This is a genomic window from Paenibacillus sp. LBL (genome assembly GCF_029893715.1).
Lineage (GTDB): Bacteria > Bacillota > Bacilli > Paenibacillales > Paenibacillaceae > Paenibacillus_AQ > Paenibacillus_AQ glucanolyticus.
Genome location: NZ_JARXYU010000004.1, coordinates 205971 through 221208 on the forward strand (window position 1 = coordinate 205971; position 15238 = coordinate 221208).

Annotated in this window: 17 protein-coding genes and 1 other annotated feature; of the genes, 15 read left to right on the plus strand and 2 right to left on the minus strand. The window is 48.0% G+C overall.

Going from position 1 to position 15238, the window contains the following annotated elements; genetic code table 11:
- Positions 1 to 65: 65 nt before the first annotated feature.
- A complete protein-coding gene (locus tag M2277_RS12130) occupies positions 66 to 782 on the plus strand; it encodes a response regulator transcription factor (protein WP_006209436.1) in 717 nt (238 codons plus the stop codon).
- Position 783: 1 nt separating this feature from the next.
- Positions 784 to 2217, plus strand: a complete 1434-nt coding sequence (locus M2277_RS12135; protein WP_036636815.1) for an ATP-binding protein — start codon at positions 784 to 786, stop codon at positions 2215 to 2217.
- Between the two features lie 120 nt (positions 2218 to 2337).
- Here M2277_RS12135 and serA read toward each other — a convergent pair whose 3' ends face one another.
- Entirely contained in the window at positions 2338 to 3930 is a 1593-nt protein-coding gene (gene serA, locus M2277_RS12140) for a phosphoglycerate dehydrogenase (protein ID WP_006209438.1), read from the minus strand.
- Between the two features lie 196 nt (positions 3931 to 4126).
- Positions 4127 to 4357 (minus strand) — a binding site (T-box leader).
- Between the two features lie 216 nt (positions 4358 to 4573).
- Here serA and M2277_RS12145 point away from each other — a divergent pair.
- Genes M2277_RS12145 through M2277_RS12155 form a run of 3 tightly spaced genes read left to right on the plus strand, consistent with a single transcriptional unit; the run spans position 4574 to position 6385 of the window.
- Positions 4574 to 5173 carry a CPBP family intramembrane glutamic endopeptidase gene (locus tag M2277_RS12145; protein WP_006209439.1) on the plus strand — a complete coding sequence of 200 codons (600 nt, stop codon included), beginning with the start codon at positions 4574 to 4576 and terminating at the stop codon, positions 5171 to 5173.
- The gene (locus tag M2277_RS12150) at positions 5160 to 5570 is read left to right on the plus strand and encodes a hypothetical protein (protein ID WP_006209440.1); all 411 of its coding nucleotides are present in this window, start codon (positions 5160 to 5162) and stop codon (positions 5568 to 5570) included. The genes M2277_RS12145 and M2277_RS12150 overlap by 14 nt, the downstream gene beginning before the upstream one ends.
- Entirely contained in the window at positions 5567 to 6385 is an 819-nt protein-coding gene (locus M2277_RS12155) for a metallophosphoesterase (protein WP_006209441.1), read from the plus strand. Before M2277_RS12150 ends, M2277_RS12155 begins: the two co-directional genes overlap by 4 nt.
- Positions 6386 to 6438: 53 nt before the next feature.
- Here the strand turns inward: M2277_RS12155 and M2277_RS12160 are convergent, their stop codons facing one another.
- On the minus strand, positions 6439 to 7350 hold the full coding sequence (locus M2277_RS12160; protein ID WP_063479125.1) for a polysaccharide deacetylase family protein: 912 nt from the start codon (positions 7348 to 7350) through the stop codon (positions 6439 to 6441).
- 93 nt (positions 7351 to 7443) lie between these two features.
- Between M2277_RS12160 and M2277_RS12165 the strand changes: the two genes are divergently transcribed.
- The 10 genes from M2277_RS12165 (at position 7444) to rpsA (ending at position 15071) form a co-directional block, all read left to right on the plus strand.
- Positions 7444 to 7812 carry a hypothetical protein gene (locus M2277_RS12165; RefSeq protein ID WP_006209443.1) on the plus strand — a complete coding sequence of 123 codons (369 nt, stop codon included), beginning with the start codon at positions 7444 to 7446 and terminating at the stop codon, positions 7810 to 7812.
- Between the two features lie 200 nt (positions 7813 to 8012).
- Entirely contained in the window at positions 8013 to 8624 is a 612-nt protein-coding gene (locus M2277_RS12170) for a genetic competence negative regulator (protein ID WP_006209444.1), read from the plus strand.
- Between the two features lie 59 nt (positions 8625 to 8683).
- On the plus strand, positions 8684 to 9379 hold the full coding sequence (prsW, locus tag M2277_RS12175) for a glutamic-type intramembrane protease PrsW (protein WP_006209445.1): 696 nt from the start codon (positions 8684 to 8686) through the stop codon (positions 9377 to 9379).
- 74 nt (positions 9380 to 9453) lie between these two features.
- Entirely contained in the window at positions 9454 to 9600 is a 147-nt protein-coding gene (locus tag M2277_RS12180; protein ID WP_006209446.1) for a hypothetical protein, read from the plus strand.
- Positions 9601 to 9689: 89 nt separating this feature from the next.
- Complete coding sequence (gene ypeB, locus M2277_RS12185; RefSeq protein ID WP_280754832.1) at positions 9690 to 11039, plus strand: germination protein YpeB; 1350 nt, start codon at positions 9690 to 9692, stop codon at positions 11037 to 11039.
- A 223-nt stretch (positions 11040 to 11262) separates the two neighbouring features.
- Entirely contained in the window at positions 11263 to 11916 is a 654-nt protein-coding gene (locus M2277_RS12190) for a flagellar brake protein (RefSeq protein ID WP_006209448.1), read from the plus strand.
- 61 nt (positions 11917 to 11977) lie between these two features.
- Complete coding sequence (locus M2277_RS12195) at positions 11978 to 12265, plus strand: DUF5359 family protein (protein ID WP_063479126.1); 288 nt, start codon at positions 11978 to 11980, stop codon at positions 12263 to 12265.
- 175 nt (positions 12266 to 12440) lie between these two features.
- Positions 12441 to 13121 carry a (d)CMP kinase gene (gene cmk, locus M2277_RS12200; protein ID WP_481857771.1) on the plus strand — a complete coding sequence of 227 codons (681 nt, stop codon included), beginning with the start codon at positions 12441 to 12443 and terminating at the stop codon, positions 13119 to 13121.
- A gap of 21 nt (positions 13122 to 13142) precedes the next feature.
- Entirely contained in the window at positions 13143 to 13733 is a 591-nt protein-coding gene (locus tag M2277_RS12205) for a lysophospholipid acyltransferase family protein (RefSeq protein WP_280754833.1), read from the plus strand.
- Between the two features lie 120 nt (positions 13734 to 13853).
- Positions 13854 to 15071: a 30S ribosomal protein S1 gene (rpsA, locus tag M2277_RS12210; protein ID WP_006209452.1), complete on the plus strand. Its 1218-nt coding sequence runs from the start codon at positions 13854 to 13856 to the stop codon at positions 15069 to 15071.
- The last annotated feature ends 167 nt before the right edge of the window (positions 15072 to 15238 follow it).

A 15238-nucleotide genomic window follows, 5' to 3' on the forward strand; every position in this document is an offset into this window, starting at 1 on the left:
GGGCCCTTTCCTATTCAAGAGGGCCACTTCTGATTTTCCCTATAAACATGAAGGAGCTGCTGCCAATGTCAGAGCACGGAAATCGTATCCTTGTTGTAGATGATGAAGAACGGATTCGTCGATTGTTGAAGATGTATCTGGAGAAGGAAGGTTATGAAATCGAAGAGGCGGAGGATGGGGAGACCGCGCTTCGCAAAGCCAGCTCAGAAGATTATGGACTTGTTATTCTGGATGTCATGCTGCCCGGCATGGATGGCGTCGAGGTGTGCACGCGTCTTCGTCAGGTGAAGTCTACGCCGATCCTGATGCTGACTGCCAAGGGCGAGGAGATCAATCGCGTACAGGGCTTTGAAGTGGGGGCCGACGATTATGTCGTGAAGCCGTTCAGTCCGCGCGAGGTTATCTATCGTGTAAAAGCTATTTTACGCCGGTCTTCAGCGACTGCCTACCTGAGCAAGGAAACGAATCCAAGCAACAGCATCGTATTCCCGCATCTCGTCATAGAGCACGACGCTCACCGCGTGACGGCAGGAGGACACGAAATCAGCCTGACGCCGAAAGAATACGAACTTCTTCACTATTTGGCATCCTCGCCAGATAAAGTGTTTTCTCGTGAAGAACTGCTTAAGGATGTATGGAATTATGAGTTTTTCGGTGATCTTCGCACAGTGGATACCCATGTGAAGCGATTGCGCGAGAAGTTGAATAAGGTATCCTCCGATTCCGCAGCGATGATTACAACCGTGTGGGGAGTGGGCTACAAGCTGGAGGTACCGAAGTAACGTGAGTTTCTGGAGATCACTCGTCGGCAAGCTGTGGATTACGATAACCTGTTTGGTTGCGTGCGTACTGCTGACGCTCGGATTATTTTTGCTGCCGTATATCGACACCACGTTTGCGAATTCGGATGCCATCAAACGTTTATTTACTTATGTGGCGATCATTGGATTCTCGATGACCACCTTTTTTGGACTGTTTCTGTTAACCAAGATCACGCAGCCCATGCAGCAATTGATTGAGGCTGCCAATGATATTCGGAAAGGGAAATACGGAACACGATTGAATCTGGTAACCAGTGATGAGATCGGTGAATTGGCCAATACGTTTAACCATATGGCAGCCGAACTGGAGACAAATATTCGTAATTTGAACCATGAGAAGGAGCATCTGTCCAGCGTGCTGAGAAGTATGAGTGACGCGGTCATTACCTTTGACCATCATGGTCAAGTTATACTGGTGAACCCGCCCGGACAGGAAATCATGAAGACCTGGAAGGGACTGCAGTGGGATGATGAGCTGCAAGGGGGCGGCTGGGCCGCTGATGTAATGCCGAAGCCGCTGAGCGAGCTCTATTACAGCACCGTGAACGAAGGCAGGGACCAGAGTGCAGACCTGCATGTCAAGCAGGGGATATGGTCGGCCCATATGGCCCCGCTGTACGCGGACGATATGATCCGGGGCGCTGTTGTCGTGCTCAGGGATATTACCGAGCAGGTGACCCTGGAGAAGATGCGTACGGATTTCATTGCGAATGTGTCACATGAAATCCGGACACCGCTGTCGATGATGCAGGGTTACAGCGAAGCATTGCTTGACGGCATGGCGGCTTCACCGGAAGAGAGCAGGGAGCTTATCCAGGTCATCCATGAGGAATCTCTACGGATGGGGCGCTTGGTGAAGGATCTGCTTGATTTGACACGCATGGAAGCGGGACACGCGGAGTTGTCACTGAGGAAAATGGATGCCGGTGAATTGTGCGAGCGGGTATACCGGAAATTCGCCGTGCGTGCCAAGGAGCGGGAAATTGATCTTCAGTTGAATAAACTTCATCCGAATCTGATGCTTGAAGCAGCAGACGAAGATAAGCTGGAGCAGGTGCTTACGAATCTGCTGGATAATGCTTTCCGTCACACCCCTTCAGGCAAGCAAATCCAGATCACCGCAGACCGGATCACCCTTTTGGACGATGAAGCACTTCAGGTGAAAATCTGCGACCAGGGTGTCGGCATTCCGCCCGAAGATCTGCCCTTTGTTTTCGAACGGTTCTATAAGGCGGACAAAGCGCGTGTAAGAGGTGAAACGGTGGGTACCGGTATTGGTCTCGCCATTGTGAAAAACATCGTGACTGCGCATCACGGAACGATTAACGCAACGAGTGAGGTTGGCAAAGGCACCATATTTACGATGATCATTCCCACAAAAGCGGTAGAATCATAGGGAATGCCCGCACAAAAGAAAAAACACGCTCACATGGAGCGTGTTTTTTTGTTGAAATAAAGGGGTTAATCTTGTTCTACGTGGAACATCGACTAACCCGCGTTTATCTGGATCAGTTGTTTAGCCCAGTGCAATTTGTTGCGCGGTGTTCAGTTCTGCCAGCCCTGTGAGTTTGATCAGAACATCTTTAGGCACGTCCTTATCTACGGTCAGAAGCATGATAGCCTCGCCGCCGATGACTTTACGGCCCACCTGCATGGAGGCGATGTTGACATCGTTCTCGCCGAGCAGCGTCCCGACACGACCGATAATGCCCGGTTTATCGTTATGCGAGATCAGAATCAGATGACCTTCCGGCGAGATATCGACCGGGAATTTGTCAAGGCGGACAATCCGTTCCCCATAACCGAGAAGGAGTGTACCGGCTACAATCCGCTCCAGACCGTTTTGGGTTTTAAGCGTAACGGTAACCAGATTGGTAAAGTCTTTCGTTTTTGGTGTTTGAGATACAACGACATGCAGATCACGGCTTTTGGCCAGGTGCATGGAGTTTACAATGTTCACTTCGTTTCCGAGATGACGCTCAAGCACGCCTTTTACGATGTAGCGTGTCAACGCTTGGGTATCCACTTCAGCCAGCTCGCCCGCATAGTCGACATGAATCTCCTTCACAGCGTGCGCGGTAATTTGCGCGGCTACACTGCCGAGTTTCTCACCGAGGGAGAAGTATGGCTGGAGTTTGTTCATGACGCTTGCTGCTACAAGCGGGAAGTTGACGGCATTCTTAAACGGCTCATTGCGCAAAATATGCAGCACCTGCTCCGATACATCGATGGCTACGTTCTCTTGAGCCTCAATCGTAGATGCACCCAAATGCGGAGTCACGATCACCTTTGGATGGGTCAGGAACGGATGGTCGCTTTCCGGCGGTTCATGCTCGAATACGTCAAAAGCAGCTCCAGCTACAATGCCTTCATCAATGGCTTCGACCAGTGCGCGCTCGTCGATAATACCGCCGCGTGCACAGTTCACGATACGCATGCCGCGTTTCATCACTTCAAACTGCGGTCTTGCGATCATGTGGCGGGTCTCAGGAGTAAGCGGAGTATGGACCGTAATGAAATCCGCATTGCGGATAATGTTATCCACCGAGGAGAGACTCACGCCGAGTTTGTCTGCACGCTCCTCCGTTAAGAACGGATCAAAGGCAAGTATGTTCATGCCGAATGCCTTGGCGCGTTTGGCAACCTCGCTGCCGATTCGTCCCATTCCCATAACGCCAAGCGTTTTATTGCGCAGCTCGACGCCGAGGAAGGATTTGCGATCCCAGGATCCGCCTATAGTTTTTGCATAGGCTTGCGGGATATGGCGGGCAAGGGCAATCATCATAGCAAAGGTATGCTCGGCCGTTGTAATCGTATTGCCATCCGGAGCGTTAATGACAACGATACCGCGCTTCGTAGCGGCTTCCAGGTCAATATTGTCAACACCGACACCAGCCCGGCCAACCACCTTGAGGTTTGTTCCTGCATTCATAATGCGTTCTGTTACACGTGTCTGACTCCGTACGAGGAGTCCGTCGTATTCACCGATAATGGCAGTGAGCTCATCTTCACTGAGCCCGGTTTTTTTGTCTACCTGCACATCGGCAGCATCCATCAACTGCTGAATCCCCAAATCACTGATCGGATCCGATACCAATACTTTAAACATGGTTTCTCTTCCTCCTTAAAATCCTCTATAAATGCGGTACTGCAATATTGAATAAGGATTACGCTTGGCGCGCATTCCGTTATACACGCTCAAAGATTGCCTAGTAAAGCCAGAAGAATTCTATACAGGTTTGACGCGGTGTCGTGACAAAGAATCAGGAACATAAAAAACTCTCAATCCGCATACTACTTCCGTAGTAAGGGACGAGAGTTATTCGTGGTGCCACCCTTATTCGCTGCTGTCTTGCTGCAGCCTCAAGCGGTCTGTTCAGACCATGATTGGTAACGGATATCATCCGATTTACGCCTACTTCAATGTTCAGCGAAATATCTCAGGAACGCTCAAGAATACTTTACCGCCACCGATTTCCACCAACCATCGGCTCTCTGAGGACGTTGCAGCTTCTTTTTTCCATCATCGGTTTTCACAGATTAATTTTTTCATAATGTATCATGGCTCTAACATTGTGTCAATAGGTGTTTATTCCGTCCTTAGAGCGAAGAAACAGGGGATAGCCTTGAATACCATGCCGGTAATTTGCTATGATGCTTATGCCCGCCTATGATGGAATCAATCTTATATCACTGAGGTTGTACACGAAGATTATCCTAAAATATCAAGATGAAAGACAGGCCCATCTTCTATGAAAAAATTTAAAATACGCGTAAAAAGAATCGAAGCCCATCAACTGAATGACCGACTGCTGCTTATCAATCTGTATCTTACCCAAGCCTTAACCCTCATTGTGGGTTTGATCTGGATCTTGTTTCAAAAGAGGAATCCGTTTGAGCTGTTTGTCATTCCGAAAGAAGTCGAGTTTGTATATTGGGGTCTTGGTCTTGCTGCAGCTATGCTGATTGTGGATTTTGTGTTGTCCCGTTTTGTATCTGAAGATAGTATGGATGACGGCGGAATCAATGAAATGTTGTTTCGGAACAGGCCGGTATGGCATATTTTGGTGATTGCCCTGATCGTATCTGTATGTGAGGAACTTCTGTTTCGTGGAGCGGTACAGCATGCATTTGGACCCTACTGGACCAGCATTTTGTTCGCGCTTATACATGTCAGATATCTAAAGCATTGGCTTCCTACAGGATGGGTTTTCTTGAGCAGTTATGGCCTGGGGTACGTCTATATTCATACAGGTACTCTGTGGGCGCCTATACTGTGCCATTTTCTGATTGATTTCATCTCAGGGATGCTGATTCGATTTCGGAGGAAAGAGGAAAATGAACGAGCTTAGCAGAATGGAACGACATCGGAGCCGCAATAAAGGCCGGAAGAACAAGACACCCGCTGCTTCGGAACAAGGAACTGCATCAAAGTCACAACGTGCAGAAGATACATTAAATCGCTCTAAATCATCGGTACATAAAGAACCGGTGGAGCAGAAACTTCAGGACGACAGTCCGACTGAAGGACTGAGCCGGTCCAGATCGACAAGGTCACGCTCAGGTCAATCCGGGGAAGAGGTATCGGCGCCTAAACGAACGAATACGTATTCCTCCTATCGTGTCAGAATGAGCAAATGGTTTGTGAACTCATTGATTGTCATATTCATATTATTAATGGTAGGACTGTTGTGGTGGGGACTGATCGGCGCGCCTCCATTAAGCGAATTATTAAAGGAGTTATTATGAGTGTGTTGATGTGGTTAGCCGGTGCTGCGGCTGTTGGTGCAGGCACAATCGGCTGGATGAGGTCCGAAGCCGGAGGATATCGCATACGTGAAGAGGAAGTTGTATCCGACCGTATTCCTCAGTCTTTTGACGGGTATCGAATATTGTTCATAACCGATATACATCGCAGAGTTTTGTCAGAACAGAAGCTGACCTCCAATCTCTTGCCAGTGGATTGCGTTTTTCTTGGAGGAGATATTACGGAAAAAGGGGTATCCTTTCAGCGGATGAGGCATAACATGTCGGTCCTGCTCCGTATAGCCCCCGTATATGCGGTCCTGGGTAATCATGATCTATATGCAGGCAAGGATGCGGTTCGTCAGGTTCTGCGCGAGACAGGGGTTGCCTTGTTGAGTGATAAGACAATTACACTGAAGAAGAATGAAGAGAGTATAACGCTGAGCGGAATTCGGCAGCCAGCAAGCAAAAAGCATCCGTATACGCAATTTCGCGGCAATCCAAAAGAAGATTCATACCACATCATCCTTGTCCATGATCCGATCTGGGTGAAGGACAGGGAGGAAACGAACGGTGATCTCCTGCTGGCAGGACATACGCATGGGGGACAGATCGTGCTTCCTTTTGCCGGTGCCGTACGGCTGGAGCGCTTCTATAAGAAGTTTAAATCAGGTTGGTATTCACTGCCGAGAAAAGTTGGCGACAGCCTTCACACTTCCCGAATGTTGATCAGCCGCGGATTTGGCACCTCGCACATCCCGCTGCGCTTGAAGTGTCCGGCCGAATATCATGTCATTACATTGCGCAAAAAACCTTAATTCCAACTCGTCAAAGTGATGACGGCGGAATTAAGGCTTTTTTGTATTGAGGGTTATCTTATTTTCGGTTCGATCAATCCAGGATCCACAAATCCATAACCTTTAGACTCGAGCTTGGTGAGCAGGCTGTCAAGTGCTTCGACGGTCCAGGGAAGCTCATGCATCAAGATGTTGCTGCCGGGATGAAGCTGCTCCAGTACATTGTTAACCACAGCATCGGGTTTGTTTTTGTTTTTGCTTTCCCAATCCAGCGAGCCGTTGGACCAAGTCATGAATAACAAATCATGATCCTTGGCAATGTCCTTGACGGTATCCCCGCCAGAGCCGAAAGGAGGTCGGAAGAACTTCGGTTCCGTACCAATCGTTTCCTTTACGATTTTCTGTACATTCCCAATTTGTTCCTCTACGTTCTGTTTGCTCTCTTTTTTCAGATCGATATGATCCCAGGAATGATTCCCAATCACTTGACCGCGGTCGTGGATAAGTTTCAGCAATTCGGGATTTTCTTTCACTCGATATCCGTTAACGAAGAAGATGGCCTTGGCTTCATGTTTGTCGAGAGTGTCAATTAATTGGTTAATCATGTCCTCATCCTTGGGGCCGTCGTCAAACGTGAGCAGCACCACCTTGTCTGGCACAGAATCGTCATTCGGTACAATCCGGTACACTTTATTCATGTGATATTGCGGTTTGGCGGAAGCCACTGCATCCGGCTTTTTATCCGGTTCATCCGTCGGCGGTTCTTGAGATCCATTCGCACTCAATTCCGGATCAGGCTTGTCCGTTTCGTTTACAGCGTCGGTACTCCCGCTTGGAGGGGGCACCTGCCCGGTTTCATTTTGCTGTGTTGTCGGCACATTACCGCCTTCCGCAGCCGCGTCTTGCTTCTGAGCAGCGCCGTTGTTGCCGCACGCACTGAGCATAAGACAGCAGGCCAGCAGAAGGACTGTTCGTGTTCTAACCATGATTCCATCTCACTTTCCTGTATTTATGTAGCATGAGTTCCTGGCGGTGCGAGAACAATAATCTCGAGTTTAACATAGAAGGAGGTATCATTTGTGAAGACTTCGTCATTTCTATATGGTGTCATTATCGGTGCCGTTGCATGCCGGATGATTTCCCGTAAAAACATGGGTTTCTCTTCCATGATGAAAGATGTGAACCTGGGCCGCTTTGCGGATACCGCGATGAGTAAAATTCAAGGCACAAAAAGCCATAACTACGGCTCAAGCCATGAAAGCGTGTCTCCCAGTTCAGGCCGTAACGGCTCCACTCATTCCGACAGAACTTCTGGTGGACAGACATCGACCCATTCGAAAGCTGCCAACCTGAAGCAAGTAAAGGACTTTATCCGCAACAATCCAGACGTGAAGAACGAAGTCGAACAGATTCTCAAAGAGACTCACACCGTCATACCGGGTTTGTAAACGACACGCACCTTTTTGAATCATTCTCGGGGAGTGGACTTCACATCCCTGTGAATGATTCTTTTTTCTTCAGCTACATATTTACGTGCATTTGTGGGTATTAAATGATAAAATCAATTATATAAAACCATTTTTATCACGTCATAATCCAGACATCATAATTTGTTATAAACTTTTGTTTACGTAAGGAGGATCCTGTCATGAAAATAGAGCGTTTGAGTCAAGATAAGATACGGATTTTCCTCACGTTTGACGATCTGAGTGAGCGTGGGATCCAGAAGGAAGAGATGTGGCAGGAAATACCGAAAGTTTATGACCTGTTTACGGAGATGATGGATCAGGCCTACAGTGAACTCGGGTTTGATGCCACCGGACCTCTTGCCGTTGAGGTGTTTGCACTGCCTGCCCAGGGCATGGTGGTTATTGTGACGAGAGGGAAATACGATCACCATTTTAGCAGCTTGTCCGAAGAAGATATGCCGGACGAGATTTATGAAATGGAAGTAACGCTGGATCAAAGTGATACCATCGTCTATGTTTTTCAAGATTTTGAAGTGCTCATTGAAGCATCGCATATGTTGAAGGAACTTGTAGACGGAGCAGGTAAGCTCTATCACTATATGGATAAATGGTTTTTGTATTTCGATCCTGAGGAACTGAACAGCGAGAAGCTGCCGGCGGTCATTGCCATGCTGGCTGAATTCGGCGAATCCTCCTCAGTAACGGAAGCTGTGCTGGAGGAATACGGGAAGAAAGTGATGCCTCAGCAAGCAGTTGAGGTAATCTGTACACACTTCCAGCGTCAGCGTTAATCAATGTGGGCGTGCGTGCCGGACTTCAGGCCCGCAACTAACGGAAGGGGAATTTTTTAGTGCTGGTGTTCTCGGTAATTGCGTCAGCTTTGGCGCCGGGACTCGCATTGCTCACGTATTTTTACCTGAAAGATAGGTATGATCAAGAACCCCTGCATATGGTGATCAAGGTGTTTATGCTTGGGGTTCTGATCGTTTTCCCGATTATGATTTTGCAGCGGGGAATGATACTATGGCTTGGCGATCATCCGGTAGTCAACTCACTGTTCGTTTCAGCGGGCGTTGAGGAGTTTCTGAAATGGTTTATGATGTACCATATTATTTTCAAACACAAGGAATTTGACGAGCCTTATGATGGTATCCTTTATGCAGCGGCTATATCGCTGGGTTTCGCTACTGTAGAGAACTTGCTTTACGCGTGGTACAGTCAGGCTGCTTTTGGTCCCATGTTCTTGCGGGCACTGCTACCCGTTTCGGGGCACGCGATGTTCGGTGTCATCATGGGTTACTACATGGGGCATGCGAGATTCACGGAAGGAAAGCGGAGAAGATTTTTCCTAGCTTTGTCCCTCCTCCTGCCTTGGATGTGGCACGGTCTGTACGACCTGATTCTGAATCTGCTGGCCCATTCATGGATATGGTTCATCGTGCCGCTGATGGTGCTGTTATGGTATGGCGGCATGGGTAAAATCTCAAGGGCTAACAACCGTTCTCCTTTTCGTTTCATAAAACGGGAGGAAGAGGTTAACACGTAATAAATAAGGGCACACTTCATTCTATAGGCCTTGGCTGTCAGCCAAGGAAATATAGAGTGGGAGGTGTCTTTTTTTTGCGTATAAAAGTGAAAATCCTTTGCAAAGATTGTGGTGAGCGCTTTATTCTGCGCGGGAAGAAGGAAGATGGCCGGATCGAAACCGGGTTTAAGCAGTGCCTGTGCAACAACCGGGATCACTTCGATATTGAGGAAGATTTCTAAATGATGAAGTAATTATACAGATATGCATAAGACTTCTTCCTTCTAGTCAAACTAACCTCAGTGAGTAGAAGAAAGGAGACTATCGCATCATGTACAAACGATTAAGTGCTATTCTGTTTCCTGTGGCCACAATTTTATTGATCGGGGCTCTGGTATGGGGATATCAAGAGAATAAAGAGAAAAACGCAATATTGATTAACGCCGAGAACCAATACCAACGGGCATTCCACGACTTGTCCTACAATATGGACAGGATCCATTCCGAGCTCGGCAACACACTTGCGGTCAGTTCTACTTCCCAGGGGATGCACCGGAAGGGCTTGATGAATGTATGGCGTCTGACCAGCGAGGCACAGAATGAGATCAGCCAGCTGCCGCTTACGCTGCTGCCATTCAACAAGACCGAAGAATTCTTATCCCGGATATCGAATTTTGCCTATAAAACAGGTGTCCGAGATTTCACCAAGGAACCGCTAAGTGACAATGAGGTTAAAACGCTGAAATCCCTATATGCCAACTCCGGCGAAATTACGAAGGATTTGCAGCATGTGCAGAACAAAGTCATCACCAACAGCTTGCGCTGGATGGATGTAGAAACAGCACTTGCCACGAACAAGGTAGGAGATAACTCCATTATCGATGGTTTCAAAACGGTAGACAAAAAAGTCGAGTCTTACCCTGAGCTGGACTGGGGTCCGTCGGTCAGCAGCATTTATGACAGACGCTCTGTCAAGCAGTTGGCAGGCATGCCGATTTCGGAAGAGGATGTGAAGCGGAAAGCGCTGAAGTTCTCGGATGCTGGCAACCAGGCCAAAGTCCAAGTCACGAAGAACGGCAGCGGCACGGAATGGGTATCCTATACAGCTAAGGTAAAACACCCGAACGGTCATATGCTCAGCCTGGATTTTACCGAAAAAGGAGGGCAATTGATCTCCTATACGGATGAGCGCAAGGTCGGTGCGAAGAAAGTATCGGTCCAGGATGCCATCGACAAAGGTCAGCAATTCCTGACGAAAAAGGGTTACTCCGACATGACCGTGGTTTCAGCTGACCAATACGACAACCTCGCCAACTTCTCTTTTGTCCGTGAAGAGGACGGCGTCCTGATCTATCCGGAGAAAATCACCGTTCGTTCGGCGATGGACAACGGGGATGTCATTGGTTTTCAGGCCAGCGACTTTGTATATGAGCACCAGATGAAGCGGCAAATTCCACAGCCGAAGATGAGTCTTGCAGAAGCGGAGAAAGTGCTGAACCCTGAATTCAAGGTGCTTTATCACCGCAAAGCATTAATTAAGAATGACCGTTCGGAGGATGTGCTGTGCTACGAGTTTGGCGGACGTATCAACGGCTCGCAATACCGGATCTATATTAATTCGGATACCGGCCTTGAGGAAACGGTTGAAGTCGTGAAGGATGCACAGGCAGGCATTAAATAACGGCGCTAAACATGGTGGCATGAACCGGTTAAGGAGACTCCTTGACCGGTTTTTTTAATGTGCAGATGCAGTGGAATCAGCGCTTGAATAGTGCCTCAGACAAACCGTTGTTTGCGAAGGGGAGACATGTTTACATTTTCAATCGAAGATTTTATCCCATAGACCCAGGGTTCGCATGATATAATGGTAAATATTGATTATCATGAATTAGTGGGTGAGCGCATTGTATCCAAAGATCAATGATGTCCTCTATATCCAGTTGGATACGGGGGATGAAAAGGAAGCCAAGATTGTATATAAATCCCGCATTTCCGACATGGATGATGAATCCATGTATATGGAGGTTCCGCTGCAGGAAGGCACCGGGAGGCTGAAGAAGCTCTTCATTGGGGACGAGCTGTCAGCGTATTTCTTAAGTGAGGGCGGCGTGAAGAACTACTTTAATTCCTACGTCTTGAGCCATCACGAAGACATTATACGGCTGGTTCGTATTAAGAAGCCGGATCCCGATCAGATAACGAAGGTTCAGAGAAGAAGTTTCCTGAGGGTGCAGGCAGAGCTCGAAGTTGCTGTTATTGCTAAAGACGGCACACAGTTCTTAACCAAAACCGATGATGTCGGCGGCGGCGGGGTATCCTTTCATCTAAAACCGGGCCAATCCATTTCGGAAGGAAGCTTGCTGACTTGCTGGGTTCTGATACCGTACAAGAATGGTGCGGTGGAGCACGTCCCTTTTGAAGGCGAGGTGGTGCGGGTTAAGCAGCTGCCCACGAATCGAAGCATCGTTATGCTGAAATTCAATCATATCGTAGATATGGAACGTCAAAAGCTGATCCGGTACTGTTTCGAAAGACAGTTCGATTTTCGCAATCGATGATGCATAAAAATGGTATAACGGTGGTACACTACCCGAAATTTGTACCGGAGGGACCGTTTGCATGACAGAAGCAAAGCCTCATCAAGACCCGTTGAATGAAGAAACAGAACTTAATGCTGCGCTCCATGAGAATGGACAAGCCCTTCATGACCGTTACGGAAAAGCGCTGTTTAAGCTGCTGATCGGACTTGTAGTGTCTTTGGTCATTACCCAGCTTTTGCTGCATTATGAGCCCAGCAGACCTTATATTTCGCCGGTTCAGCAAATGGAGGGCGTTCCCGTCAACGAGCCAAATGTAAACGATTGGATGGGGGAAAACACCCCTTCTCTTTTGCATCACTCTAGCTAGTGTGGTATAATTTTCACGTCGCAGGCGGGCGCCTGCTTTTTTCTTGAAATATAAGAATGGTGCAGAATTCATCTCGCGCTTTCTTGTATATTTTTTCTCAGGAAGTGTGATTCCGTCCTATCTGGATGGTAAGCCCTTTCGATTTCCAGGTATATGTTTGAGGAGGAATGCCCCGTTGGTTATGCAGGGGACAGGTTATCGCGACAGAATCAATATTGCCATTGACGGTCCGGCAGGCGCGGGTAAAAGCACAGTAGCACGTATGGTGGCCAGCAGGCTGCAGTACATCTATGTGGATACCGGAGCCATGTACAGGGCAGTCACCTGGTTCATGCTGAACCAAGGGATTTCTCCGGAAGATCCCGAAAAAGTGCTTCAATATGCACAAAACATGGTGATTGAATTAAAACCGCATGAAAATGGTCAAATGGTTTTGCTGAACGGGGAAGATGTCACACCCTATATTCGTTCACACCAGGTTAGTGCAGTGGTATCCAAATATGCACGAATCGAGGGCGTACGGATAAAGCTTGTCCGTTTGCAGCAGCTAATGGCGCTGGAGAAGGGCGTTGTCATGGATGGGCGTGACATTGGCACGACGGTTTTGCCGGATGCTGAGGTGAAGATTTTCATGACGGCCAGTGTCAAGGAACGTGCTCTCCGCCGCTTCAATGAGTTGAGTGATGAAGGCATCACGCTGGAACAACTGGAAAAAGATATCGCAGAACGTGACAGGCTTGACCAGGAACGTGAAGTGTCGCCGCTCCGATGCGCAGAGGATGCCATCATTCTGGATACGACACATATGGATATCAACCAGGTTGTTGAAGCGATTCTTTCATATTGCGAAACTTAAGTGGGATGGGGAGAAAAAGCAATGATTTATCTTTTTTGCAGAGCGGTGGTCCGCGGTTTGTTCGCTATTCTCTACAGATTTGAATCTGTCGGCGTACATAACATACCTTCAGAAGGCGGCGTGCTAATCTGCAGCAATCATATTAGCATAAGAGATCCAATATCTGTCGGGATCCACGTCAAACGCCAGGTGAAATTCATGGCGAAGGCGGAACTGTTCAAAATTCCGGTGTTCGGATGGCTGGTCCGCCAGCTTGGAGCTTTTCCGGTGAAGCGCGGTGGAGTGAGCAAAGATTCCATCAAGATGGCCCTTACCATCTTGCGTTCCGGCGAGATCATGGGCATCTTTCCCGAAGGGACACGCAACTCGGATGCTACCGCAGCGAAACGGGGTGCAGCAAGCTTTGCTCTCCGCAGCGGGGCAACGGTCATACCAGCTGCGATTATCGGTGATTATAAGCTTTTTAGAAAAGTAAAGATCATCTACGGCGCACCTGTGGATCTGTCCCAGTTTGAGGGGGATAAATCACCAGAGGCACTGGATGCGGCAACTGGAATGATCATGGCGAAGATTCATGAAATGCGTACAAGCGGCAAACCAACCGTGAACTGATTTATTCGCTCCATGCATAAAAAGCATGGGAAAGTTGGAAAGATACTACAGCAATTATGTTTTGAACTTCGCGAATGCGAGTTTAAATAAATGGGGTTTGAATTGAGGAGGTTATTTGACATGTCGGAAGAAACAAGAAATCAAGAGGCTGCTGAAAACCAAGAGCAGCTGGACCAAATCGTATCCTTGAAAAAAGGGGACACCGTGAAAGGGACGATCGTCAAACTGGAGGACAACCAAGCTTACGTAAGCATTGGATATAAATATGACGGCGTAATTCCTGTTCGCGAACTGTCTTCTGTACAACTTGATAATGCATCTGATGCGGTTCAGGTTGGCCAAGAGGTAGAGTGCAAAGTCGTTAGCATTAACGACGACAAGGAAAGCCTGGTTCTTTCCAAGCGCGCGATCGACACCGAGAATTCATGGGAAGAGCTTGAGAAGCATTTTGCAGATCAAGACGTATTCGAAGTAACGGTGGCTGACGTGGTGAAAGGCGGACTTGTAGCCGATGTTGGTGCACGCGGCTTTATTCCTGCGTCTATGGTAGAACGTCATTTTGTTGAAGATTTCAGCGACTACAAAGGCCGCACGCTTCGCGTAAAAGTGAAAGAACTGGACCGCGAGAACAACAAAGTGATTCTTTCCCAGAAGGATGTTCTGGAAGAAGAGTTCGAATCCAACAAACAAAAAGTAATGTCCGAGCTTCAAGACGGTCAAGTGCTGGAAGGTACAGTACAACGTCTTACCCAATTCGGCGCATTTGTTGACGTGGGCGGCGTTGACGGTTTGGTTCATGTATCCGAGATTGCTTGGAGCCATGTTGAGAAGCCTGCCGATGTCTTGTCCGAAGGCGACCAAGTTCGCGTGAAAGTGCTGAAAGTTGATCCTGAAAAAGGCAAAATCAGCCTCAGTATCAAAGCAGCAGCTCCTGGTCCATGGGAAACAGCTGGAGAGCAATTCAACACTGGCGACATCGTGACAGGGGTTGTAAAACGTCTGGTTACTTTTGGCGCATTCGTTGAGCTGGCTCCAGGTGTTGAAGGTTTGGTTCATATCTCCCAAATCTCCCACAAGCATATCGGTACTCCGCAAGAAGTATTGAAAGAAGGCCAGGAAGTTCAGGTTAAAGTGCTTGATATCAACACTTCCGAGCAGCGTGTAAGCCTGAGCATCAAAGAAACTGAAGAGGCACCAGCTCAAGCTCCACGAGCTGAAAAACCGTCCAAAGGTCCTAAAATCGATCTGAAAGACAACCCTAACGTTTCTTTGAACAATCAAGGCATGAGTGTTACGCTTGGAGAGCGTTTTGGCGATAAGCTGAGCAAATTCAAGTAAGCCCGGGAACAGTTTTGTTCGGTCTATTGACCTATCATAACGAAGTCGGCGAACCCAGAAACCTGGGTTCGCCATTTGTTTTTTTAGGGGACTAACGTGAACGGATGTTGTAACATGGGGTAGAGCATAATAGAAATAAGATGAAAGGTTAGCCAATTGTAACGTTT